The organism is Janthinobacterium sp. YR213 (assembly GCF_900099875.1).
GTDB lineage: Bacteria > Pseudomonadota > Gammaproteobacteria > Burkholderiales > Burkholderiaceae_D > Janthinobacterium > Janthinobacterium lividum.
The window spans coordinates 96351-122031 of record NZ_FNDA01000009.1 but is presented as its reverse complement, the minus strand read 5'-3'; the positions used below and the strand labels follow the sequence as shown (position 1 = coordinate 122031).

The 25681-nt window shown below is 67.8% G+C and carries 11 protein-coding genes; 2 read left to right on the top strand and 9 right to left on the bottom strand.

Going from position 1 to position 25681, the window contains the following annotated elements:
- Together BLT98_RS27970 and BLT98_RS27965 are read left to right on the top strand one after the other, a co-directional pair.
- A complete protein-coding gene (locus BLT98_RS27970; RefSeq protein WP_092613583.1) occupies positions 1-969 on the top strand; it encodes a FecR domain-containing protein in 969 nt (322 codons plus the stop codon).
- 62 nt (positions 970-1031) lie between these two features.
- On the top strand, positions 1032-3452 hold the full coding sequence (locus tag BLT98_RS27965; protein WP_244517760.1) for a TonB-dependent siderophore receptor: 2421 nt from the start codon (positions 1032-1034) through the stop codon (positions 3450-3452).
- 48 nt (positions 3453-3500) lie between these two features.
- On the opposite strand, the gene BLT98_RS27960 is transcribed toward BLT98_RS27965, so the two are convergent.
- The 9 genes from BLT98_RS27960 to BLT98_RS27920 form a co-directional block, all read right to left on the bottom strand.
- Positions 3501-5876 carry a TonB-dependent siderophore receptor gene (locus BLT98_RS27960; RefSeq protein ID WP_092613579.1) on the bottom strand — a complete coding sequence of 792 codons (2376 nt, stop codon included), beginning with the start codon at positions 5874-5876 and terminating at the stop codon, positions 3501-3503.
- Between the two features lie 94 nt (positions 5877-5970).
- Positions 5971-6948: a DUF4880 domain-containing protein gene (locus tag BLT98_RS27955; protein WP_092613577.1), complete on the bottom strand. Its 978-nt coding sequence runs from the start codon at positions 6946-6948 to the stop codon at positions 5971-5973.
- Positions 6945-7463: a sigma-70 family RNA polymerase sigma factor gene (locus tag BLT98_RS27950; protein WP_244517759.1), complete on the bottom strand. Its 519-nt coding sequence runs from the start codon at positions 7461-7463 to the stop codon at positions 6945-6947. Before BLT98_RS27950 ends, BLT98_RS27955 begins: the two co-directional genes overlap by 4 nt.
- Before the next feature lie 108 nt (positions 7464-7571).
- Positions 7572-8291, bottom strand: coding sequence for an SIMPL domain-containing protein (locus BLT98_RS27945; RefSeq protein WP_092613575.1), 720 nt, complete (start codon positions 8289-8291; stop codon positions 7572-7574).
- Between the two features lie 74 nt (positions 8292-8365).
- The gene (gene paoC / locus BLT98_RS27940) at positions 8366-10573 is read right to left on the bottom strand and encodes an aldehyde oxidoreductase molybdenum-binding subunit PaoC (protein WP_092613573.1); all 2208 of its coding nucleotides are present in this window, start codon (positions 10571-10573) and stop codon (positions 8366-8368) included.
- 4 nt (positions 10574-10577) lie between these two features.
- Positions 10578-11537: an FAD binding domain-containing protein gene (locus BLT98_RS27935; protein WP_092613571.1), complete on the bottom strand. Its 960-nt coding sequence runs from the start codon at positions 11535-11537 to the stop codon at positions 10578-10580.
- Entirely contained in the window at positions 11534-12193 is a 660-nt protein-coding gene (gene paoA, locus BLT98_RS27930; protein WP_092613569.1) for an aldehyde dehydrogenase iron-sulfur subunit PaoA, read from the bottom strand. The genes BLT98_RS27935 and paoA overlap by 4 nt, the downstream gene beginning before the upstream one ends.
- A gap of 119 nt (positions 12194-12312) precedes the next feature.
- Positions 12313-13029: a sigma-70 family RNA polymerase sigma factor gene (locus BLT98_RS27925; protein ID WP_092613567.1), complete on the bottom strand. Its 717-nt coding sequence runs from the start codon at positions 13027-13029 to the stop codon at positions 12313-12315.
- The gene (locus tag BLT98_RS27920; protein WP_092613538.1) at positions 13026-25676 is read right to left on the bottom strand and encodes a filamentous haemagglutinin family protein; all 12651 of its coding nucleotides are present in this window, start codon (positions 25674-25676) and stop codon (positions 13026-13028) included. Before BLT98_RS27920 ends, BLT98_RS27925 begins: the two co-directional genes overlap by 4 nt.
- Between the last annotated feature and the right edge of the window lie 5 nt (positions 25677-25681).

The window sequence follows — 25681 nt, the reverse complement described above, 5'->3', positions numbered from 1 at the left end:
ATGAGCGCGGCCCTCGATGCGCGCGCCGCGCGCGAAGCGGCGCACTGGATGATGCGCCTGCAAGGCGGCGAACTGGACGCTGCCGCGCAACAGGGGCTGGCCCGCTGGCGCGCCGCCCACCCCGACCATGAAACGGCGTGGCAGCGCGCCGAGCAAGTGTGCCGCACCTTTGGCATGCTGCCTCCGCCGCTGGCCATGCCCTTGTCCAGGCAAGTGCTGGACCGCCCGGCCCGCGCGCAGCGCCGCGCCATCCTGAAGACCCTGGCCGTGCTGATCGTCGCCGGCCCAGCCGGCTGGGCCATGCTGCGCGTGGCGCCATGGCAGGCCTGGACGGCCGACCTGCGCACGGCGACAGGCGAAATCCGCCATCTCACCCTGGCCGACGGCAGCGGCCTGAGCCTGAACACGGCCAGCGCAGCCGACATCGTTTTCAGCGACGCGCTGCGCCTGGTCCAGCTGCGCGGCGGAGAGATACACGTGGCGACCAGCCCCGATCCCCTCGGGCGTCCCTTCATCGTACGCACCAGCAACGGCAGCATCCGCGCCCTCGGCACGCGCTTCACGGTGCGCCAGGAGGACCGTCTGCCGGGCGCGCGTACCCACGTGGCCGTCTCGCAGGGCGCCGTAGAAGTGCGGCCCGCCGAAGGCGGTTCCGTCATCGTGCAGGCGGGCTGGCAAGCCAGTTTCGATGAAACGGCCGCCGGCGCGCCGCAGCCGCTGGCGCAGCATGCGTCCGCGTGGCTCAAGGGCCTGCTGTACGCGGACGACACACCGCTGGATCAGGTGCTGGCGCAGCTGGCCCGCTACCGCCACGGCGTGGTGCGCTGCGATCCGGCCGTGGCGCGGCTGCGCGTGTCGGGCGTGTACCAGCTGCGCGACACGGACGCCCTGCTGGCCCTGCTGCAAGCGTCGCTGCCCATCCGCGTAAGGCGCCACAGCCGTTGGTGGATTTCCGTCGAGCCCGCATAAAAATTTTTGAGAACAATGTCCCTTTCCGTCATGTGCCCCGTCAATCCACACAGGACCAACACATGAACGAAGGGAAACAAGCAATGAAGCATTACCGCCACACCAGCATCACCCTGGCCCTGCTGGGCAGCCTGGCCTTGAGCGCGCCCGCATCCGCCCAGCAGCAACCGCAGCAGGCGCCCGCGCGCCACTATCAGGTGGCCGCCGGCCCCCTCGGCGCCGTCCTGTCCGCGTTTGCGGCCGACGCCGGGGTCAGCATTTCCGGCGCCGCCAGCCTGTATGCGGGCTTGAACAGCCGCGGCTTGAACGGCAACTACCAGGTGGCCGACGGTTTCGCCCGTCTGCTGGACGGCAGCGGCCTATACGCTGTCGACCAGGGCGGCGGCCACTACGCCGTGCGCAAGCTGCCATCGGCGGCCGACGCGGCCACCCTGCCCGGCATCGCCGTGCGCGCCACGGCCGAGCGCAGCACGAGCACGGAAGGCACGGGCTCGTACACGACGCCGGCCACGGCCAGCGCCACGGGCCTGGTGCTGTCGCTGCGCGAGACGCCGCAATCGGTCAGCGTCATCACGCGCCAGCGCATGGACGACCAGGACTTGCTGACGGTGCGCGACGTGCTGCGCAATACGCCCGGCATCGCCGTCAACCAGTTCGACACGGAACGCAGCACGTTTTCCGCGCGCGGCTTCGACGTCGACAACTTCCAGTACGACGGCGTGCCCACCACCTATAAGGTGCAGTATTCGGGCGGCGAATCGGAAATGGATTCGCTGATCTACGACCGCGTGGAAGTGACGCGGGGCGCCACGGGCTTGCTGACGGGCGCCGGCTACCCGTCGGCCTCGATCAACCTGGTGCGCAAGCGGGCCAGCGCCAGGCAATTCGAAGGGCAATGGTCGCTGGCGGCCGGCTCGTGGAGCGATTACCGGGGCACGCTCGACCTGGCCACGCCGCTGAACGGAGACGGCTCCGTGCGCGGCCGGGTGGCGGGCGCCTGGCAAGACCGCAAGTCGTTTACCAATGGTTATTCGAACCAGCGCCAGCTCGTCTACGCCACCGCCGAGGCGGACCTGGCGCCCGGTACCGTGGCCATGCTGGGCGCCAGCTACCAGAAGAACGATCCGAAAGGCAGCAACTGGGGCGGCTTCCCCCTGTGGTACAGCGACGGCTCGCGCACCGATTTCGACCGTTCCGTCACGACGGCGCCCCGCTGGGCCGCCTGGGCCACGGAACAGACGAATGTGCACGCCACGCTGGAACACGCGCTGGGCCAGGGCTGGAAGGCGCAGGCGCAAGCCATGTACAGCAAGCATACGGAAGACACGCCGCTGGTGTTCCTGGCGGAACGGCCCGATAGAATCACGGGCCTGGGCATGCTCGGCTATCCGAACCGCTACATCGGCGCGCGCGACCAGAGCAGCGCCGACGTGAAGCTGTCCGGGCCATTTACCCTGGGCGGACGCCAGCATGAAATCATCGTCGGCGCCAACTACACGCTGCAGCACGCCGAGTTCAGCGTCAAGGAAGCGCTCGACCCTGAACCGATCGGCAATTTCCTCGCCTGGGATGGCAGCTACCCGCAGCCGGCCTGGGGCGAACTCGTGCTGTCGGAAAAATACACGACCAAGCAATATGGCGCCTACGGCGCGGCGCGGCTGAACCTTGCCGAGCACACCAAGCTGATCCTCGGCGGGCGTTTGAGCCGCTGGGACAAGGACCGCATCGGCTTTGACGGCAGCGCCCGCTTTGCCTTCGCCAAGAGCAAGTTCGTGCCCTACGCGGGCGTGGTGATCGATCTCAATGAAACGTATTCGGCCTATGCCAGCTACACGGACATCTTCCGCCCGCAGGAAAACCAGGACCGCGCGGGCGCCTGGCTGGACCCGCTGACGGGGCAAAGCATGGAAGTGGGCTTGAAGGGCGAACTGGCCGGGGGCCGGGCCAACGGTTCTATCGGCATCTTTGAAATCAAGCAGGACAAGCTGGCCCAGCCGGACGGCGCGCACCGGGTTCCCGGCACCACCACGCAAGCGTATTATGCGGCGCGCGGCGCCACCAGCCGCGGCATCGAGGGGGAATTGTCGGGCCGCCTGGCGCCGGGCTGGAACGTGACGGCCAGCGCCAGCCACTTCCGCGCCAGGGACCGCGAGCAGCAGGACATCAACACCCTGTCTCCACGCTCGACGGCGCGATTATTTACCACGTGGAAAGTACGCCCCGACCTCACCGTGGGCGGCGGCGTCAACTGGCAAAGCAAGTTCTACTTTGACGACGAAGGCCCGGACGGCAAGGAAAGAGTGACGCAGGAAGCCTACAGCACGGTGAGCCTGATGGCCACGTACCAGCTGTCGCGCCAGCTGACAGCCCAGCTGAACGTGGAAAACGCGCTGGACAAGAAATACATCAACATCAATACCTATGCGCAAGGCACGTATGGCGTGCCGCGCAGTGTCAGGGGGACGTTGACCTACCGCTTCTGATGCGCATGCAGGCCGGGCGGCATGCGCCCGGTCTGCGCTGACTACGCATCAATAGCGGTAACTCAAGCTCAGCATCGCATTGCGCGGATCGCCATAGCTGACCCGGCGGCCCGTGCTGATGCCGTAATAAGTGCGGTCGCCCAGATTATTGAGGTTGAGCGACACGGCCAGGCGGTCGGAGATCTGGTAGCGCGCCATGGCGTCAAAGACGGCATACGAGCCCTGGTGCACGGTGGTGGTGCCGCCGCGCACGGCCCGGGTTTTCTGCCAGGTGTGCGATTGCCAGCGGGCGCCGCCGCCCACCGTCAGGCGCGGCATCGGCTGCCAGGTGCTGTACAGGCTGAGCTGGTCTTCCGGCGCCAGCGTGTTGACCTTGCCGCTGGCGTCGCGCGCGATCTTGTGCGTGTAGCCGGCCTGCAACTGCCAGCCCGGCATGAGCTGGCCCGACACTTCCAGTTCCACGCCGCGCGAACGCACGCCGTCGATGGCGCGGTAGGCATCCATGCCCGTCACCTTGTTGACCGCGTCAACGTATTCCGCGTAGTTATCCTGGCGCACCTCGAAGGCGGCCGCGCTGGCGTTCAGGCGGCCATTCAGGAACACGCCCTTCACGCCCGCCTCGATATTCTTGCCCAGCATCGGGTCCAGAGTCCTGTTGTCGACGTCGCGGCTGTTTTGCGGACTGAAGATATCGCTGTAGCTGGCAAACGCCGTCAGATCCGGCGCAAAATCCCAGGTCAGGCCCGCATACGGCGTGAAGATCGACGACTCGTCGATGTCGGCCGTGGGATTGACGTAGGACGACAGGCGCCCGCCCAGGATCACGTGCACGCCCTGCGGCAGCGAAAAGCGGCCCGTCGCATACACGGCCTTCTGGCGGATGACTTCGCGGGCCGTGTCCAGCTCCCATTTTGGCTCAGCCACGATGCCCCGGTAGGTATAAATATTGTCGACCTTGATGAAGGAATACGGGCTGAAGACGTCGTCCGACTGCTTGCGGTAGGCGTTCGCGCCCACCACCAGCTCATGCGTGCGGCCCAGCAGGGTGAACGGGCCCTTGGCGTACATGTCCAGGCCATTGCTGGTGGCGTCGCTGTTGTACTGGCGCGCCGTGACGGACGTGCCGCTGCCGTCCGCCTTCGGGAAGCCGTCAAGGTAGGCGACGGGCGCATACAGCGCATTGGCCTGGTGGATCAGGCGCAGATTGGCCAGCCAGCCATTGTCAAACGTGTGCTCGAGCGAAGCGAAGACGGATTTGGCTTCCGTCTGCTGCGTACTCCAGGTGGGCGCGCCGTTGAACGAACGGCGCATGGTGAAGCGCTTGCCGTCCGCGTCGAACAGGGGCGCGCCACCCCAGTCGCTATTGCGCGGCACCGTGTGCTGGTAGTCGGCGCCCACGGTCAGCAAAGTGCGCGGCGACAGATCCGCTTCCAGCGTGCCATACGCCAGTTCGGAGCGGCGTTGGTAGCGGTCGACAAAGGAATGCTTGTCCTGGTACGAGGCCACGGCGCGCGCACGCACGCTGCCGCTGTCGTTCAGGGGGCCGCCCACATCGACCATGCCGCGGTAATTGCTCCACGATCCGGCCGACAGGTCGGCCAGCGCGCGCAGTTCGCGCGTGGGCTTCTTGCGGATCAGGTTGACGGTGGCGCCCGGCGTGCCGGCACCGCTCATCAGCGCATTCGCGCCTTTCAGCACCTCGACCCGGTCGTACAGGTCCATGTTGGCCAGGGACTCGCCCAGGTTCAGCGAAGCGTCGCGCGTCCACGGCAAGCCGTCGTAGCTGAAATTGTCGAGCGAAAAACCGCGCGCATAATAGATCGTGCGCTCGCTGTCGATGTGCTGCACGTACACGCCGGGCGTGTGGCTGAGCACCTCGCTGAGCTGCACCAGGCCGAAATCGTCCATCTGCTGGCGCGTGACGACGCTGACCGCGTGCGGCGTCTCGCGCGGCGACAGCACCAGGCGGTTCGCCGTGCTGACGGCGCCCGTCGTGTACGAGCCCGTGTCTTCCGTCACCTGGCCCAGGTAATTGGTGGTGATGATTACTTCCGGCATGGTCGCTTCCGGCTGGACGGCGGAAGCTTGTGGTGCGGCTGCTTGTACCGTATAGACGCCGCTACCGGTCTTGAGCAAGGCCAGCTGCGTGCCCTGCAAGGCGCGGCGCAAGGCTTGCTCTGCCGTGAAATCGCCCTGCACGGCCGCCCCGCTGACGCCGCGCGCCAGGTCCGCATCGATGGAGATGCGCACGCCGCCACGGCTGGCAATGGCGATCAGGCTGGCATTCAGGGACTGGGCCGGCACGTCATAGCGCACGGTGGCTGGCGCGATCTGGACCGATGGCGTCTGCGCCAGGACGGCAGGCACGGCGCAGGAAAGTAACATTACAGCCAGGGGAATCTGGCGCATCAACAATGGTGGCATGCTGGGACTCTATCTTGGTGGTGAAGGAAAAGTGGGGCTACACCAGGTATGAGCCGCGACGCGCCAAAAGTGACAGTGCTGGCGCAAAAATATTTCAGCTTGCCTTCAGATCCAGGCCCGTCCACCAGCCGCCGGGGCCCTGGCGCAAGGTCACGGGCAGGGTTTCGGCCAGCGCCAGCAAGGTGGCACCGCTGTCGTCAAGCGAGTAATTGCCCGACACGCGCAGCGCCGCGGCCGCCGGCGTGATGTCGATATAGCCGTGGCGGTAGGGACGCAAGGCGGCCACCACTTCGCCCAGCAGTTGGTCGACGGCCAGCAGCATGCCCTGCTCCCACGCCGTCGCCTGCCCTGCCGCCATGCCGGGCAACATGGTCAGGCGGTCCTCGTCAAACCGCGCCGCCTGGCCTTGGCGCAGCACGCGCGCCAGGCCTTTGCCGGCCGGGCGCACTTCGAGGTCGCCCTGCACGGCCAGCGCGACGGTGCCCAGCGCTTCGCGCCGCAACATCAGTTCGCCGCCCTGCGCCGTCACCGTGCCGTGCGTGCTGCGCAGCAGGAAGGGGTGGGCGCTTGCCGGCTGCGCCACGCGGGCCAGCAGCTGTCCCTGGCGTAAGGTGACTTGCCGGTGTTCATGGGTAACGTCCGTGTCGGCAGAAGAACGGGCATCCAAGGTCAGCATACTGCCGTCGGCCAGCGCAAAGCGGCCCCGCCTGGCCGTGGCCGTGTGCAGGTCCGCGCTCCAGTCCGGCAAAAACGGGCTGCCGCGCAGCAGCCAGGCGCCGCCGAATGCCGCGCCCGCCAGGCACAGGGCGCCCTGCAGCAACTGGCGCCGCTTGTTGTCGTGTTGCGCGGCGCGCGCCAGGGTCTGCCCGACAGTCCCCGCCCCGCCCGCCGCCTGCAGCGGGCCGACGCTATGCTCGACGGCGCGTCCCAGGGTATGCCATGCGGCCGCATGGCGCGCATCGGCGGCCAACCAGCGGATGAAGGCCTGGCGCTGGCCCTCGTCCGCTTCGCCCGAGCTGAGCTCGACCAGCCAGCCGATGGCCGCATCCTGTACCGCAGGGGACATGCTCATGCCGCATCCGCCGCGGCGAGGCAGCAGCGCAAGCCTTGCGCCATGTACTGGCGCACCATGCTGGCCGACACGCCCAGTTCAACAGCGATCTGCGCATACGTGAGGCCATCGAGCTGGCTCATCAGGAAAGCGCTGCGCGCCTTGCTGGACAAGGTATCGAGGGCGCGCGACAGCCGCTCCAGCGCTTCGAGCAGCACGGCACGCTCTTCCGGCGACGGCTGCACGGCGTCCGGCAGCTGCGCCAGGGTGTCGATGTACGCCTGCTCGATATCGCGCCGCCGCCATTGCTGCAGCAAGATGCTTTTTGCCACCGTCGTGAGATACGCGCGCGGCTCGCGGATGGCGGCCAGGCGCCCCGCATGCAATACGCGCAGAAACGTTTCAGAAGTGACATCTTCCGCCTCGGCCCGGTTACGTAAACGCAACAGCAGGCGCTGCAGCAGCCAGCCCTGGTGGCCCGTGAAGAGGCTGACGGCCAGGGTCGTGTCATTCGAAGGGAAAGGCAAGGCAGACAAGAGCGGATCCGGCGACTTTAATGATAATGATTCTCATTATATTGCAGAGACCGGAAGATGTCGCGCAATTTTGCTATGCTTATTGACCTGCCATGCCGCCAGTTGCGCCTATTCCAGCTTGAACAGGACATTCACGCTTTTCTCCAATGCGATGCTGCCCGGCGCGCGGACGGCCGACGAAGGCTCCGTGGGAGGAATAAAGGGCGGCGGCACGAAACCCTCATTGCCGGAACGCATCAGCGCGCGCTCGATCGATTGAAACGACACTTCCGATATGGCCATGACGGACGCAATCTTCCGGTTGAACGATTTAGCAATGCGCGCCGCCTTCGTCTCCGCATCCCTGGCAGCCTTCAAATCCAGTTCGGCAACCAGCGCGTCGTGCGCGCTGGTCTTGAATTCCGTATCCATCCGGGTGATATTTTTCATGGCGGCCAGCTCCGACACCAGTGGCGTCCATGCCGCCAAGTCCCGGACCCAGACGCGCAGGTTGCGGTTGATGACGTACATGGGCGGCGAATCGCGTTTTTCCCTGCCTGAATAATCGAGCGTGCGCATGATTTCGGAGGCCTGGATATCCGCTTGCGCAATTTTCACCTTGCCCAGCAACTGGAAGACCTCCGCGGCACCAGCATTGACCACGCCCAGCGTCTTTGCCGCATCGGCGCCCCGGCTGGCAACGGTGATCTCCATGACGGCCATGTCCGGCTGCACTTCCACCTGGGCCGTCCCTGTCTGGAAAATGAAGGGATAATCGGGCAAGGACGAGGCCTGGGCGGCAATATTCAAGTTAAACAGACCCACCACCAGCAACAGTGTGCGCTTCATGCCTCTCCCATACGATCGAATAATGTTTCGGCAATATAGCAGTGCAGATACGAAAAACCAATAGCCCGCCCCGTTCAGGCAATACGGGCCGATTCCGGCAACTTCGCCAGGAGCTTGTCCAGGGTCACCGGATAGTCGCGCACGCGCACGCCGGTGGCGTTGTAGACGGCATTGGCGATGGCCGCCGCCACGCCGCAGATGCCCAGCTCGCCCACGCCCTTGGCTTTCATGGGCGAGGACATGGGGTCGGTTTCATCGAGGAAGATGACGTCCTGGTGCGGGATGTCGGCGTGCACGGGCACTTCGTAGCCGGCCAGGTCGTGGTTGACGAAATAGCCGCGGCGCTGGTCGACCACCAGTTCTTCCATCAGGGCCGCCCCCACGCCCATGGTCATGGCGCCGATCACCTGGCTGCGCGCCGCTTTCGGATTCAGGATGCGGCCGGCCGCGCACACTGCCAGCATGCGGCGCACGCGCACTTCGCCCGTGTCGCTATCCACGCCCACTTCGACGAAATGGGCGCCAAACGTCGATTGCTGGAATTTTTTATCGAGGTCGCCGTATTCCATATGGTCTTCCGCGACGACGTCGCCATGGTAGGCGGCGGCAGCGAGCGGCACGCTGCGCTCGCCCTGGCTCACTTGCCCATCGGAAAAGCGCGCTTCTTTTTCATCGAAGCCCAGCTTGCCGGCGATGGCCTGGCGCAGGCGCACGCAGGCCGCGTAGACGCCGGCCGTGGAACTGTTGCCGCCCCACTGCCCGCCCGAACCGGCCGAGACGGGAAAATCCGAATCGCCCAGGCGCACGACCACCTTGTTCAACGTCACGCCCAGCATTTCCGCCGCAGTCTGCGCGATGATGGTATAGCTGCCCGTGCCGATGTCCGTCATGTCCGTTTCCACCGTGATCACGCCATTGCCATCGAGGCGCACGCGGGCGGCGGACTTCATGACGAGGTTGTTGCGGAAGGCGGCGGCAACGCCCATGCCGACGAGCCAGCGGCCGTCGCGCCGCGCACCCGGCTGCGTCGGTCTCTCCTTCCAGCCGAATTCCACGGCGCCCGTGCGCAGGCAGTCGATCAGGCGGCGCTGGGAAAACGGCCTGCTCGGCTTTTCCGGGTCCACTTTCGTGTCGTTCAGGATGCGGAAAACGATGGGATCCATTTTCAGCTTGTCGGCCATCTCGTCCATGGCAATTTCCAGCGCCATCAGCCCCGGCGCCTCGCCCGGCGCGCGCATGGCGTTGCCTTCCGGCAAATCGAGCACGGCCAGGCGCATGGCCGTCATGCGGTTCGGCCCCGCATACAGCAGCCGCGTCTGCATCACGGCCGTTTCCGGCTGGCCACCTTTCAAGTCGCCGGACCACGATTCATGGCCGATGGCCGTGATCTTGCCATCGCGCGTGGCGCCGATGCGCAGGCGCTGGATGGTGGCGGGCCGGTGCGTCGTGTTGTTGAACATCAGGGGCCGCGTCAGGGCCACCTTGACGGGACGCTGCGCCGCGCGCGCGCCTAGGGCCGCCAGCAAGGCTTCCGCGCGCACGAACAGCTTGCCGCCGAAACCACCGCCGATGTAGGGCGAAACGATGCGCACCTTGTCTTTCGGTATGCCCAAGGTACGGGCCAGGTCGCCACGGCCCCACTCCACCATCTGGTTCGCCGTCCACAGCGTCACCTTGTTGCCCTCCCAGGCGGCAATCGAGGCGTGCGGCTCCATCATGGCGTGCGACTGGTCAGGCGTCGTATAGGTGGCGTCCAGGCGCACTGGCGCATTGGCAAAGGCGCCGGCGAAGTTGCCCGTCTTGCTGTCGGGCTTGCCGTCCTTCGGCTTGGCCGCCGTGCCCTTGGCTTTCGCCAAATCGAAGGCGCCCTTCTGCTCGACATATTTGACGTCGAGCAACTGCGCAGCCGAGCGGGCCTGTTCGAAGGTTTCCGCCACCACCAGCGCGATGGCCTGGTGGTAATGCTGAATGTCGGGGCCGCCCAGCAGGTTTGCCGTGTTCATCTTGCCTTTGCCTAATTTTCCCGCCGATTCCGCCGTCACCACGGCCAGCACGCCAGGCGCGCGCCGCGCGGCGCTGGTGTCGATGGAGGCGATGCTGCCCCTGGCTATCGCCGCGCCGACCACATGGCCATAGGCCGCATGCGGCGCGGCCTTGTTCTGTTCATACGCGTACGGCGCCGTGCCCGTGGTTTTCAGGGGGCCGTCGATGCGGTCCGTGGGACGGCCCACGACTTTCAGCTGGTCGATGGGATTGGTGGTCGCAGGTATCGTGAATTTCATGGCCCTAGCCTTTCTTCGCTTGCGCTTCAGCCAGCACCGCGGCAATCGTGCGCTGCGCCAGGGTCACCTTGAAGGCGTTGTCGTCAGTCGGTTTGGCGCCGGCCAGCAACTGCCGGGCCACGGCGGCGGCGCCATTCGGTATCGCCTGTTCGGCGCCAGAAATTCTCCACGGCTGCGGCGCGACGCCGCCCAAGGCCAGCTTGCCCGTGCCATTGGGCAAGATGATGGCCGCCACGGACACCAGCGCGAACGCGTACGAGGCGCGGTCGCGCACCTTGCGGTAGACATGCTTGCCGCCGGCGGGCCGGGGCAAGGTCACGCTGGTGATCAGTTCGCCCGGCTGCAGCACGGTTTCCAGCTGTGGCGTGTTGCCCGGCAAGCGGTAAAAGTCGGCGATGGGGATGGTGCGCACGGCGCCATCGGCCCGCACCGTGTCGATGGAAGCGTCAAGCACGCGCATGGCCACGGCCATGTCGCTGGGATGCGTGGCGATGCAAGCCTCGCTGCCGCCCAGAATCGCCAGCGGCCGGCTGAAGCCGGCGATGGCCGAGCAGCCGCTGCCCGGCAGGCGCTTGTTGCAAGCCTGGTTCGTATCATAAAAGTAAGGGCAGCGCGTGCGCTGCAGCAGGTTGCCCGCCGTCGTCGCCTTGTTGCGCAATTGCGCCGAGGCACCGGCCAGCAAGGCGCGCGACAAGACGCCGTAATCGCGGCGCACGGTGGCGTGGGCCGCCAGCGCCGTGTTGCGCACGAGGGCGCCGATGCGCAAGCCGCCGTCCCTTGTTGCTTCCACTTTATCCAGCGCGAGGCCATTGACGTCGATCAAATGCGTGGGCGTTTCGATCTCCAGTTTCATCAGATCGAGCAGATTCGTGCCGCCCGCGATGAAGCGGGCGCCCGGCGTGTGCAAGGCGGCGGCCGCCGCTTCGGCCGGCGTGGCGGCCTTCTGGTAGCTGAACACTCTCATGCCGGCCTCCCCGCCACCTCGGTGATGGCCTCGATGATGTTGGAGTAGGCACCGCAGCGGCAGATATTGCCGCTCATACGCTCGCGCAATTCTTCCGGCGTCGCCTGCGGGGCCGCATTCAAGTCGGTGCTGACGTGGCTGGGGATGCCCTGGCGGATCTCTGACAGCGCGGCAACGGCCGAGCAGATCTGCCCCGGGGTGCAGTAGCCGCATTGATAACCGTCATGCGCGACGAAGGCGGCCTGCATCGGATGCAGCTTGTCGGGCGTGCCCAGTCCCTCGATGGTGGTGACCTTGGCGCCGTCATGCATCACGGCAAGAGTCAAGCAGGCATTGATGCGCTGGCCATCGAGCATGACGGTGCAGGCGCCGCACTGGCCATGGTCGCAACCCTTTTTGGTGCCCGTCAGGTGCAGCTGTTCGCGCAAGGCGTCGAGCAAGGTGGTGCGCGTATCGAGTTCCAGGCTGTGGCGCTGGCCATTGACGTCCAGGCTGACTTGCATCAGGACGGGTGGCGGAGAAATACCGGCCTGGGTGGCCGTATTCACCGCTTCCGCCGCTCCCGCCACGCCGGGCACGGCCGCTGCCGTGGCAGACAGCGCGCCGGCGATCAGCAAACCGCGCCTGCCGGCATTGATGTGATTACACTCTGTCATCTCGCGCTTCCTCCTGGCTGTGGACTGGCTGGGTGGGCGCATGCAGGCCCGAAGCACCAGTCTGACGGCCGGATTCCTGCGCGTCTGTACGCGAACGAACGTAAGACATCGGTGAGCGCCTATCCTTGGCGCAGGCGCAGGCTGCGCCGGGTCGTGCCGACGCCCCCCTGCGCCGCGTAACCGGTGTGGCGGGCGCAATGGTCAAGCGCCTGGCGCAGGGCCGTATCGACATTCCGCAAGGACATGTCGTGCCGCTCGGCCACTTCCTGACGGGTCAGCTCGTCCACGCGCAGCGCTTCGAGCACTTGCCGGTGGCGCCGCGGCAGCAAGTCGACTGCCTGCGCCAGCCGCCGCACGTCCGCCTGCAGCTCGGCCAGACGTTCCGGCCCGGCCGCCGTATCGGCGAGGAAATCGACGAGGCCGGCGGCGCCATCGTCACCGCCCTCATCCGCATACAGCCAGGCGCGGTTGCGGCGCAGGCTGTCCATGGCCGCATTGCACGCCACGCGGAACACATAGGCGACGGGGCTGTGCGCCAGCGCGGCACCATCCCCTGCCGCCAAGCTGCCCAGCCGCAGCCAGGCGTCGTGCAGGCTGTCGCTGGCCAGCTCGGCGCAGCCCAGGTGGCGCGCCAGGCGCCGGTGCAGGGCCGCGTAATTGCCTTCCAGCACCGCCTGCAGGCGGGCGCCCTGCGCCGGTGCCGGTATCGGCAAGGGCGCCACGTCGTTGGCCGCCTGCAGACGGGGCCGGATGGCGGGCCGGCACCAGGCCATGCCGGTATGCCCCGCCATGCGCAAGGGCAAGGCAGCAGCCACGTGGGTCATGCCGGCCATCATGGCGACAACCTGCTGCGCTCTTGCGCCGTCAGCTGGCGCGTGGCCGATTCCGGCAGCGGCCCCAGGCCCAGCACGCGCACGGCGCTGCGCGGGTTGTAATCGGCCGCCTCGCTGCGCGCGCCGTCGGCCGGGGTGGCTTGCGCGCTGTCGGGCGGCGCTTCGCTGCCAAAGCCCAGCACGCGCACCGTGAACACGGAGGGCTGCGCCGAACGGGTGGCGGCGCGCTCGCGCTGTACCACTTCCTGCGCCGCCGCCGTGGCCTGTGTCGCCGCCGCGCTGGCGTTGCTCATGGCCGCCACGTTGACGGACGCCACCGTCGGCATGCCCTTCGCTTCGCCCTTGACTTGGATATTCGCCGCGTTCATCACCTTCAGCGCGGCCAGGTTGACGTTGCCGGAGACGCGGATGCCCGCCTCGCCCGCGTCGATGGTGCCCAGCGGGGCCAGCAAGTCCACGTCGCCGGCCGGCACTTCCGCGATAGGCGCCAGGGTGGCGATGCCGGCGCCCGTGCTCGGCACATCGGACGACAGGGTCACGTTGCCCCAGTTGTCATACACGCGCTTGGGCGGCGTGTAGACGATGGTCGACTTCGAACCGCGCCCCGCGTTGATGTCGCCCTGCGACGACCAGCCCAGGATATCGCCGCCAAACGTCGTCATGATGCGGCTCTGGCCCAGCAGGATGCTGCCGTGCGAAAACAGGTCGATATTGCCGCCGCCCTTGGTGATGACGCCCGAGGTGGCCGGCGGCGCCTCGCCCTCGATGCCGAACACCTGCCTGCCGCCCGGCGTCAGCAGCTGGATATCGCCGCCGAAGTTCGTGTGCACGTAGCCGCTGCGGGGGTAGTAATCCCAGCGCTGCTCGCCGTCATTGCGCACCGCGTACAGGCCGCGGTACATGACGATGTCGCCCGCATAGGCAATCGCCTTGCCATTGGTGTCCGTGGCCGGCGCCAGGGCCGCGATGGCGTTGCGGCTGCGCAGGAAGCTGCCATAACGCGAGCTGTCCCAGTCGTTGTACTCGCGCCCGCCCGCCTTCAGTTCCGCGAAATACACAGTGCGGGCGAACACGCGCTGCTGCGGCTCGGGCAAGGCAAGATAAAAGGCCAGCGCTTCGGCAGGCGTGCCCTTGAAACCGTAACGCTCACCGAGCCAGATCGCCAGTTCGCTGTCGTACGCTTTCACCACCTTGCCGGCCTGGTCGGCCAGCGGCACGCCCTTCTGCGCCACGTTCGCCGGGTCGAGATACGGCTTGACGAAGCGCAGGTAATCGAGGCCGGCCGCGCCCACGCCCGCCTGCATGGCGATGCCGGCGCCCGGGCGCTTGTCGCCCGCCACGACGGGACCGAGGCTGACGACGCTGCCCTTGTCCTGCATCAATATGTTGCGCCCGGCGCTGATATCCAGCGTGCCGGGGCCGGCCACGTTGAAGGAGCTGTTCAGGATGTCGCGGCCGGCGGAGACCACCGATACGTCAAACGCATTGTTGTGCACGAACAAGTTGCTGTAATTGCGGAACATCATTTCGCCGTCGCCCCTGCCACTCACGGCTTCCAGCTGGGCCGTGCCGCTGCCGACGATATCGCGGCCCGCCTTCATCCACACCGGTTGCCCCCCCTCGTACCACGTGATGCCCGCATGCCTGGCATCGTAGAACTCGACCATGCGGCCGCTGTTCACGCCCACCAGGTCGCCCTTCACGGCATAGATACGCGCCACTTGCGTGCCGCTGTTGGCGGGACCGGCGGCGGAATCGGGGCCGAACGCGAACAGCGGCAAACTCCACTGCGACGACGGTACGCCCGTGCTTGAGACATTGCCGCCTGCGGAAGTCAGGCTGCCAGGCCGGAGGTTCCAGGCCTCGAAGGCCGGCTTGAACGGCGTCGCCATGCTGTCGGCGGCAGCGCCGGACTGGCTGACGGCATAGCCGCCCGCATAGATGGAATCGCCGGCCAGCCATTGCAGCTGGGCATTGGGAGACGGCGCCAGCAGCAACGGCGAGGCATACGCGGATGCACCACCCCAATCCGTGATGGTCTTGCCGTAGTAAAGGCTGCCATGCGGCGCCGCGACCCGCACGATGGATGGGTAGACGATGGCCAGGTCGGTGGCCGTGTCGATGCCCGCCGTCAGCGGCGTCATGTTGCCGCCGGCGGAGAGCAGGTCGAGCGCCGTGCGCGGCGTCCACAGGCTGAACCAGCTGTAGCCGGCGCCCGCTTCGCCCGACGCGCTGGTAAACGACGAAGCGTTGAACATGGGTACGCGGCCGGGGTCGGCCACGTCCTGCAGCACCTGGTCGCCCAGGGTTGCGACGCTGAACGTGGCGTCACCGGGCACAAGGGTCATGCCCCCCTGCGGCGTCGCGCGCGTGGCGCGGAAGGCGTCGAAGGCGCGTGTTTCCAGCGGCACGTGGTCGGTCGAGCGCGTGCCGTACTGCAGCGCGACGCCGCCCAGCTGCGCAGCCGCCACCTCCACGTGGCCGCGCAAGTCGGCCAGCGCGCCATTCAGATGCCCTCCGCTGGATTGGCTGGCGGGATTGAGATCGCCGCCCACGCGCAGGTCCAGGTCGCCGCCGCCCGTCAGTTGCAGGCTGCCATCGGCCAGCACGCGGCCCGTGCTGCCCACGGCCAGCAGCAAGCCCTGCGAGCGCGGATTGATGTTGGTATTGAAAACGGTGGCAACCTTCGGTGCCAGCACGCCCGCATCGCCCGCCACGTCAGCGCGCACATTGCCGCCGCCCAGGGTGCCGAAGCCCGTAAAGCCCAGCACGGTATCGGCCAGGGTATCGCGGCCCACGTAGCTGCCGAAATTGATCCACCACGCCGTCGGCTGGGCCGGACCACCCGTGGCCACGCCGCCGCTGCCCTGGCGCCACAGCCAGTTGCCCACCGCCACAGAATCGCCCAGGCCATCCTTTTTGACGGGACGCCCGTTGCTGGCCGCCGCCGCGCCCACCAGCGAACCGCTCAGGTCGCCAGCCACCTGCAGCAGCAGATTGCCGCCCCGGTCCGGATACCAGGCGCGGTAGAGGCTGTCGGCGCCGCCATCGACCAGGCGTTCATGCGCACCATCGGGGTTGGACAGCACCGTGCCGTCCAGGTTGCGCGCGCGCGGCAGGTTGTACGGGTCGCCGGCCGCCGTCGCCACCGACGACATGCCGGCCGTGTACACGCCATACAGGCTGTCCATGCGCAGGTCGCCGCCGCTGACGAGGTCCAGGTCGCCCGTGCCCGTGCGCAGCACGCTGTAGCGCAGGCTGGACGCCTTGTAGTCATACGTGGGGCTGGAACTGGTGCACCAGGTGGGGTTTTCCTCGCAAATGGTCAGCCATTTCAGCCCCACCGGATCGACCACGTCGCCCGCCTTGACGCTGGGGTCGGCGAATTCTTCCGCGCCGGCCTTGGTCCAGACATAGGCCACCTTCAGCACGCACATGCTCGCGTCGCCAGCGCAGAATTCGGCCACGGTCTGGCCAAACTGGCTGATGAATTCCTCGGTGATGGGCGTGCCTGCCACGATGCCGACGATGCCCTCGCGCTCGCCCAGCTCCTGCGCCGCCTGCGTCCAGTGCTGCACGCCCTTCGGCGGCACCAGCACGCCATACATGCCGTAATGGCTGTCGGCCAGGCGCAGGGTGCCGTGATCCGGATGCGCCTGCACGCTGCGCGTGTCGGCCGCCTCCAGGTCGGCGCCGGCCGCCAGGCGCATGCCCCACGATTGCGAGCCTTCGGCCAGCATGGGCGCGATGGCCCATAGCTTGCCCTGGCGGCCCGCCACTTCCGGGCGCAGTTCGATGGCCGTCACACCGGGCAGCAGCTTGACGTCGGTGCCGTTCGGGATCAGCGCGCCGACCGGCAGCGCCAGCTTGCCATTCAGCGTGACCACGTTGCGCTCGCCCAGCAAGCCCGGCAAGGCGATGCCTTTCGGCCAGGTCATGGCGCGCACCTTGACCATTTGCGCGATCACGCTGCCCGCATCGAGGCGCGTGCCGGCAGTAAAGGTCTGTTCCGTGGCCAGCAAGGTGCCCGCCGCGTGGACGATATTGCCGGCGCTGTCGCGCACGGCGGCCGCCAGTACCGTGCCGGCCGGCAAGGTGAGTGCCTGGTTCAGGACCACGGCCACGGGCAGGCGCGTGTTGGCGCGGAAACTCAGGGCCTTGACGGGCACGTCGTAATTGAGCGTGGCGCCGCCCGGGAAGATGGTACCGTCGGCCAGGGTCACGCCCTTGCCCGGCACGATGACGTCGCTGCCGTTGAAGTCGCGCCCCGGCAGCAGGCGCCAGCCGCTGTCGTCCTGGGTGGAAGGCGGCGGCGCGAAGCCGTCATTGATACTGCCATAGATGCTCAGATCGCCGCCAGCGCGCAGCAGCAGGCTGCCCACCTCGCCCGAACCGCGCACATTGCTTACTTGAAAGCGCGGGTTCAGGCTGGCGTAGCGCATGCCAGACAGGTCCACGTCGCCCTGCACCACCAGGTCGCCGTCCGCCGTCTTGCTGACGATATCGACGCCGGGACGCAAATGCAGCGCATCGGCATACGCGGCCGTGTTCAAGCCGGCCAGCTTGCCGTTGCGCAAGGCCGTGTTGGCCAGCGCCGCATCGATGAAGGCCGTGCTGTCGCCGTGCTTGCTGTCAAGATACGCCTGGTTGATCACCTGGTAGGGACGGCCGCTGGCCGACAGGTCTGGCACCGGTTGCCCATTGGCGCCCGGCGCCAATGCGTAGGCCGCGTCGTCGTAGCGCTGCATGGCGTTGACGGCGATGGATTTCGCGCCGCGGATGGTCAAGCCGCCGCCGGCGGCGATGGCGATGTCGCCAAAGGTGGCGGCGTCAACGTCCGTGCGGGAACCACCGCTGCCCAGGCGCGGCGCGCTCAGTTCCACCGTGCCGCGCGCGGCGCCGTCGTGTTCGCCCTTGCCCTTGCCGGCCACGGCCGCCGTGCCGTGGCGCACGTCGATCTGCGCGCCGCCGGCCAGGTCCAGTGTGCCTTCGCCCGCGTTCAGTTCCACCATGGCGCGGTTCGGGCTGTCGATGATCTTGCCATAGCTGTCGACGCGCAGGACGGTGCCATGCGCGTCGAGCACGGCGTTGCCGGCCAGGGTGACGCCATGCTGGCCGGCCAGGCGGATGCTGCCCACGCGCTCGCCGCTGGCATCGATCACGCCAGCGACGGCGAGGCGCCCGTTGTCGACGGACACCTGCACTTCGCCCGCCTTCATTTCATTACCGATGGTCAAGTCGCCCTGTTTCAGCTGGAAGCTGCGCCCGCCCGTCACCGCGCCTTCATTCAGGCGCTGGTTGAGCGAGGCGAACTGGCTGTCCAGGGTGCCGCCCGCGCCCAGGGTCTGCGCGCGCACGTCCACGCTGCCCTTCTTGTACGGCACCATGGTGCCGCCCGCGTCGTAGCTGCCGCTGGCGCCGCCCAGGATCTTGCCCTGCAAATCGACCATGCCGGCCGCGCCATCGAGGGCCACGGCCTTCAGGCTGCCGGCGCGGTTGTTCTCGGCCGACAGGTCGATCACGGCGCCCGCAGCCTGGCGGATATCGCCGGCGCGGCTGTCCAGGGTCACGTCGCCGCCCCAGCTGTATTTATCCACGTCGAAGAAGGTGCTCTTGCGGCCCGCCATGTCGATGCGTGCCCCGTCGGCTACGGTGATGTCGTGCCGGGCGCTGACCGTGAGCTTGCCGCTCGGCAGCACTACGGCCGTGGCCACGCTCACGCTGTCGCCGTTCAAGCTCAGCTGGGCTCCCAGCGCGTCATTGTTCTTGACGGGAGCCGCTGGCGCCGCGCCGGCCGGCGCCGCCACCTTCAGCGCGCCGCCCGCCGTATAGCTGTGCGCGGAACCGGCGTCCCCCGTCAGCAGCGGCGTGCCGATGTTCAGATTGCCGCCGCTGTACTGGAAACCCTTGCCCGTCTCATATGCGCCCTGCGCCTGGTAGACGGACAGGCTGCCCTTGTGGTTGGCCGTGACCTGGCCCGACGCTTTCAGGTTGACGTTGGCAAAACCCAGCGCCAGGCGGTCGAACGAGGCGACGCCGGCCGGCTGCGTGAAGGGGCCGAAGCCGAAATCGATGCGTTCCGCCTCCAGGTTCAGGGAGCCGCTGCCCGTGCCGGCGCCGCGCGCAATCACATTGCCGGCCGCGGACAGGGCGCCGCCCCAGACCAGGTTGGCCGTGCGGATGGTGGCCACCGTACCCGCATCGCCCTGGCCATACATGGCCGGGGTGGTCAGCACCAGGCGCTCCAGGTTCGATTTTCCGCTCGTCTTGTCGTAGGTATCGAGCACCACGTCGCCATAGAAATTGACGCTGTCGGCCGCGTTCAGCATCAGCGCCTGCAGGGCCGGCGCGCCCGTGCTGGTGTCGCCGCGCAGCAGGCGGTCCAGCACACCCTGGTTCAGGGTCAGGCCGGTGGGGCGCGTGCCATTGGCCTGGGCCGCCGCCAGCGCCTCGTTGGCGCCGATATTGATGGCGCCAACGGCCAGGCTCAGGTTGCGCGTGCCGTAGCGGGCCGTGTCGTCCAGCTGGAAGCTGCCGCTGGTTGCCAGCAGCAAGGTGCCTTCCGAGTACAGGCTGGCCGTGCCGGCGCAGGCGTCGTCGCACATGCCGATGCGGATGCCGCCGCGCGTCGCGCCACTGACGGGCGCCACATTGAGCAAGCCGTTCGAGGCGGCCAGCACGTGCACGTCCGGGCGGCTCTTGTAGATGAAGCCGTCGTTGGCGTCGTACGCGGCCTTGCCACGGCCCAGGGTGCTGATGCCGGCGCCGGCCGCGATATCGATCACGCCATCGCCCAATTCCTCATTGCCAGGGTCCTGGGCGACCAGAAACACTTCGGGCGCCGACAGGACGGCGCCGGCGCGCAGGTAGATGGCGCGCGCCGACTGGACGCCGAAGTTGACGTAATTGCCGCCCTGGCCATATTCCACGGTGGGGGAATTGCCCACCACGATGCGGGCCGCGCCGATATTGTTCAGGCTTGAAGCACGTATGCTGACCTGCCCGGCGCCGCTGCTAGCCGGCGCGCCGTCGGCAAGGATTTCGATGTTGCCGGCGGCGCTATCGTTCGACATCAGCACCACGGTGCCGCCATAGCCGCCATCGGCCGCGGCGAACTTGCCCGTGCCCCGGAACTGGAACGTGTCCAGACCGCCGCCTTGCGCCAGGGTCAGCTTGAGCGTTTTCGCATCGGACGGCAGCATCGCGCGGGGAATGCCGCGCGTTTGCGCATCGGCCAGGGCAAACGCCGCATAGCCCATTTCATTGTACTGGGAATACGTGCGCAAGACTTTGGCCGGCGTGAGTATCAGCTGGCTGGCCAGCGGCGCGCGGATGTCCGTGCCCGCGATCGACAGGGTGCCGGACGCGGCCCAGGAACCGTTGCGCAGCGGTTGCGCCAGAGTGCCGGCGCTGCCCTGGCCCGCCAGGCCGTTCAGTTCCACGCGGAAGGCGCCTGGCAGCAAGGCATAGGTCGACGGCATCAGCGTGTAGGTGCCTGCCGCCAGGCCCGGCACGCCGCTGCCTATCGTCACCTGCCGGCCCACTGCCGGGTCGGACGCCGCCTTTTCGCCGCCCGCGGGCGCCTGCGGCGCCTGCGCGCCAGGCACGATGGCGTACACGGGATTGGTGGCCAGGCCCGGCAGCACAAAGCCGCCATTCGCCCCCACCTGCATCAGCGGATGGTAGCGCGCGTCGGTGGAGCCGCCGCGGCCCGCGATGAAGCCGGCCCCCGTCAGTTCACCGCCGCCGGACAGGTCGAGCAGCGCACCCGGCTGCACGTCCACGGCCACACCGGCCATTTCCACGCCGACGCGCAAGCTGCCCTGCGCATTGAAGCCGCCCACGCCCATGAAGGTGGCCAGCTTGCCGTCCACGTTCCAGTTCTGGCCGTCGACGGTGCCGCCATACGGCATGACAAGACCGGCGCCGCTGACGGAGGTGATGCTGTTGGCCAGCAGATTGACGCTCAGGCTCTTGTCATTGTCATAGCGGGCCGCGCCGATCGCCAGGCGGCCCAGCGGCGCGCGCACCACGCCGCCCTGCTCGATATGCGCGGCCTCCAGGTCCAGCGAGCCGAAGGCGGAAGACGGCATGGCCGGCACGCCAGCCGTGCTGCGGCCGATGGTCAGGCTGTGCGCCGGATCGTAGCCGAACTTGCCGTTGACGGAGCTATAGCCCACGCGCACGGCCGCGCCGGCCCCCGTGGCCGGATACAGCTGGGCCACAACGAGGGTCATGTCGCCCGGCGAGGACAGCACCGTCGACGGCTGGTTGCCGTCCCAGCCCAGCGGCGACAGCAGGAAGCGCAGGTCGCCGCGGCTGGTCAGGCGCACGTCCTTGGCGAGGATGTCGACCATGCCGCGCACGTCGATCAGGTCGCCCGCTATGCTGATCTGGCTGGCGACCGGCGATTCTCCCGCACTGCCTGGCGTCGTATAGAAATCGCGGCCGGCCGGCTTGATGCTGGCCAGGCGCACATACGGCGCCGCGATGCTGACCTTCGCGCCGGGCTCACTGCCGGGCGACAGCAGCGGCGCACCGTACAGCTGGAAGCTTTGCCGCATCGTCAGCGACACGTCGCCATCGAAGCTGGCGGCGCCCAGCAGGGCCAGGTTGCCGAAACCGCCCGCCTCTACCTGTTCCACGGAAAAGCGACCATGGCCGTATTGCAGCGCCTGCGGCCCGTCCTCGGCCGCTTCCCGCGCCGTCACGCCGCCGGCCAGGTCGCTGGCCACCTGGCGCTGCGTCAGCCGCAGCTGGCGGCCCTGCAGCACCTTGGGCGTGGCCAGCACTTTCAGGTATTCGGGTGTGCCCGTGGCCACGGACAGGGTGCCGCCCGCCGCGCCCGCGCCGCCGGCCCTGGCCCGCAGCTGGCCATCGAGGTACAGGCCATTGTTCGACGCCAGCGCGATGCTGCCGCCCGCGCTGGCCACGTCGACGGCGTCGCCATTGACGTCGAGCACGGCGTGCGCGCCGGACGCATCGAGCACGGCACCGTCGCGCACGACCACGAACAGGCTGGCCGCCGAAGTGCTGCCCTGCGCATGGTCGATCTCGCCGCCGACGACGATGCTGCCGCCGTCAGCCACCTTGCCGTAGCGCCGGCCCTGCGCATCCGTGGCGCTGACGGCGCGCGATGCCACGTCGAGCACGGCATTCTCGCCGATCCAGATGGAGCGGCCATGGCCGGCCGCCTCCACCGCTTCGGACACAGGCCGGTCGACGGCCACGCTACCGAGGCTGACCTTGCCGCCCCAGGCGTTCAGGCGCCCTTCCACCGTCAGCTGGCCCACGCTGGACAGCTTGATGGACTGGCCCGCATCGACATTCACCACGGCATTCTTGCCCACCAGCAATTCGGCGATGGCCATGTCGGCCGCGCCGGACTGCATGTCGCCCACCTGCAGGGCCAGGCTGGCGCCCTTGCGCTGCGTCAAGGTGCCCTTGAGCGGGTTTTCCGTGACCTGTTCCGGCGTCCACAGGGCCAGTTTTTCATTCTCCACCACGCGCAGCACGGGCATGCGCACGTCCACCTGCGTGCCGTCCGCCACCGTCACGCCCTGCTTGCCGACCAGGCTATAGCTGGAAAAACCCTTGTCGAAGAAGCCGCCATCCAGCTGCACGGTGCCTGCCTCGGGTTTTTCAATGTAGCCGATCATGATCTTGTTGGCCTGCAATTCCAGCTTGCCGCCGCCCGCCACGCCATGGCCGCGCACTTGCGCGCCTTCGCCCAGCACCAGGTCCGCCTTCGCGCCATAGCTGGCCAGGGTCACGTTGCCGCCCTTGCCACCCTGCTGTTTCGCCTGCGCCAGGATGGCCGCGCCCGAGCTCACGTCGATCAGGCTGCCATTGCCGATGCGCACGTCGCCATACGTCCGCAACGATACGCTGCCGCCGTTCAGGTATGGCAGGCCGGCGGCGGCCAGCGGATCGCGCAGCACGTTACTGAGCAGACCGCTGGTATCGAGGCTGACGCCATCGGCCAGCACCAGTTTGCCCGGGGGCACGCCCGGATTGACGAAGGTATCGAGCATGCCCAGCGCACCGATCTGGTTCAGCACGTTGCCGGCCGCGATGCTGCCGCCACGGCTGCGCAGGCTGGCGTTGATGGCCACTTCCTTGCCGAACAGGGTGATATTGCCGCCATCGGCCACCTGCAGCGCGCTGTCGACGGTGATCGCGCCTTTCGCGGCAATGCGGACGGCGCCCAGTTGCTGGCTGTTGAGCAAGTTGGTGTCGAGCAGCAGCTTGCCCTGACGCTCTGCAGCCAATACGTCGGCCACGTCGAGGCCGGCGGCGATGCCGTCCTGCACGCGCGTCAGGCGCACCTCGTCCATGACGGCCGACAACGCATGCTGTAGCACGCCCGTGCGCTTGTCGAACATCGGCTGATACTGACCGACGATCAACTGCCCCCGCTGCGCGGCCGCCAGCTGCGACTGCTGGTAGCCGTCGAGCAGCGCCTGCGGCGCCTGCGCCTGGCGTCCGCCCTGGAAAACGTCGCCCGCGATGCCCCCTTCCAGCACGGCCGACCCCGTCGCCACCACCAGCTTGCCCGCGTCGCGGCCCACCGTGTAGCCGTTTTCCAGGCGCTTTTGCGCGGCGATCAATGGATTGGCATAGAAGGCGCTGGCATCCTTGCCCCAGCGCGCATGCTCTTCCTCGTAGCCCTTGTACACGCCCGCGTAAGGCAGGTCGGCGGGCGCGCTGCCCGCTTCATACAGCTTGCCGTCCGCGCCCTTCAGCCAGGTCTGGCGCAGCGCGCCCGTCTGCACGTCCAGCGTGCCGCCCGACAGGTTGATGCTGGAGCCAAGCTGCGTGACGACATCCTTGCCGCCAAAGCTGACCGTGCCGCCCTGCGCCATCCATTCGCTGACGGAGTGGCCCTGCGTGCCCAGGTAGCCGGCCACTTCCAGCAAGCCGCCGGCCGTGTACCAGCGGTCGCTGTCGTAGCCGTTCGTGCCCTTCGGTACGAACACGAGCTTGCGGCGGTCCACCCAGATACTATTGTTGATCAAGGCCTTGCCGTCGCGGTTGACGGGCGCGTCGCGCTGTTCGTTGCCCTGCACATTGATCTCGACATTGTTCGCCTCCATCGCCACCTTCACGCCGACGGCGCCGGAAACGTCGAGCTGGGCGCCATCGCGCAGCAGGCTGCGGCTGGCCGCGTTGACGGCGATCTGGCCGCCCGTGGCCAGGGTCAGCGAGTCGCCCATGAATTCCACCGTGCCGGCGCTGCCGATCTCGATGCGCGACTGGTCGCGGCGGTCGTTCACGGCGAGGATGTTTTCCGTGGACGTCACGGCGGGGCCGCGCATGGCGTCGCGCTGGCTGTCGAGCGCCGTCGTCTTGCCGTCGTCTTCGACGAGGATGGCCGTGGTGGCGCCACGTCCCACGTTAACGGCAGCGTCGCTGCCCAGGGCATTCAGGTGGATGGTGCCGCGCGTGGCCGTGGTGGTGGTAGCAAGCAGCACACCGTCCTGCTGCACCGTGCGCCCGGCCAGGGTGACGTCGCCTTCGCGCGCCTGGATCAGGCCCGTGTTGACGACCTTGCCCGCCGTGCTGCCGGCCGCGAACTGCGGCGTGACTTCGCTGCCGCGCGTGGTCGACAGCGGATTGCCATCCGTGCCCACGCCTTTCTTGATGGTAAAGCTGTCGCCGGCGGCCAGCAGGGCCTGGCCCTTGGGCGTGCTGATCTCGCCCGCATTGTGCACTTCCTTGCCCAGCAGCATCACGTAACCGCCGCCTTCCGTGCTGCCCTTGGGCGCATTGCTGGCCAGGCGCGCACCGGCTTGCACCTGCACCTTGCCGGCCGCATCCGTGAACGTCGTGGCGCCGGCCGTGCCGGGACTGTAGATGCCGTTTTTCTGGAATTGCGTATCGCTGACGCGGGCCGCGGCCGCCACCAGGCTGCGCGTGTCGACCTGGCTCGTGCCTGTAAACACGATGCCGTTGCGGTTGACGAGCAGCAGCGTGCCATCGGCCTTGATCTGGCCCTGTATCTGGCTGGGTCGCGCTTGCGGATCGTTGACCCGGTTCAATACGGCCCAGTCCTTCTGCTGCTGGAACGTCAGGGTCGTATCCTTGCCCACATTGAATGTTTCCCAGTTCAGGATGGCCTTGTCCGCCGTCTGCTGCACCACCACGGCCGTCTTGCCGTTCGCTACCGTCTGCACAGGGCCCTGGGCATTGAGCCAGCCAGCCGTCAGGCTGTTGGTGTCGACCTGCAAGCCGCCTTTCACGAGACCATCGGGTGCGCCGGGCACGCCGCTCGCCGCCTGGCGCGCCTGCGCCTGGGCCGATTGCTGCGCGGCGATGGCGCGCGCAGCCAGGTTCAGGTTGTTGAGCGAGCGCTGTAACGGTTCATTCGCCCGCTGGCCTTCGGGACGGCTGCCCAGCGGCAGCGGCTGGCCATTCGGCAGGCGGCCAGCCGTGGCCGCCGTATTTTGCGCCGCGCCCTTGGCCGCGAACCAGCCGCCGCTGAATGCCTGCTGCGCGCGCGCCGGCGTGGTAAAGGCGCCCGCCATCAGCATGGTGGTCAGTGCGTAAGCGAGCGGCGTGAGCCGCAAGCGGCTGCCCAGCGTGGAGGACCGCTGCGCGCCCGTGTCAACGGTGGGGACTGGGCGCTGGGCAGTGTGAAGCTTGGTCATGGCAA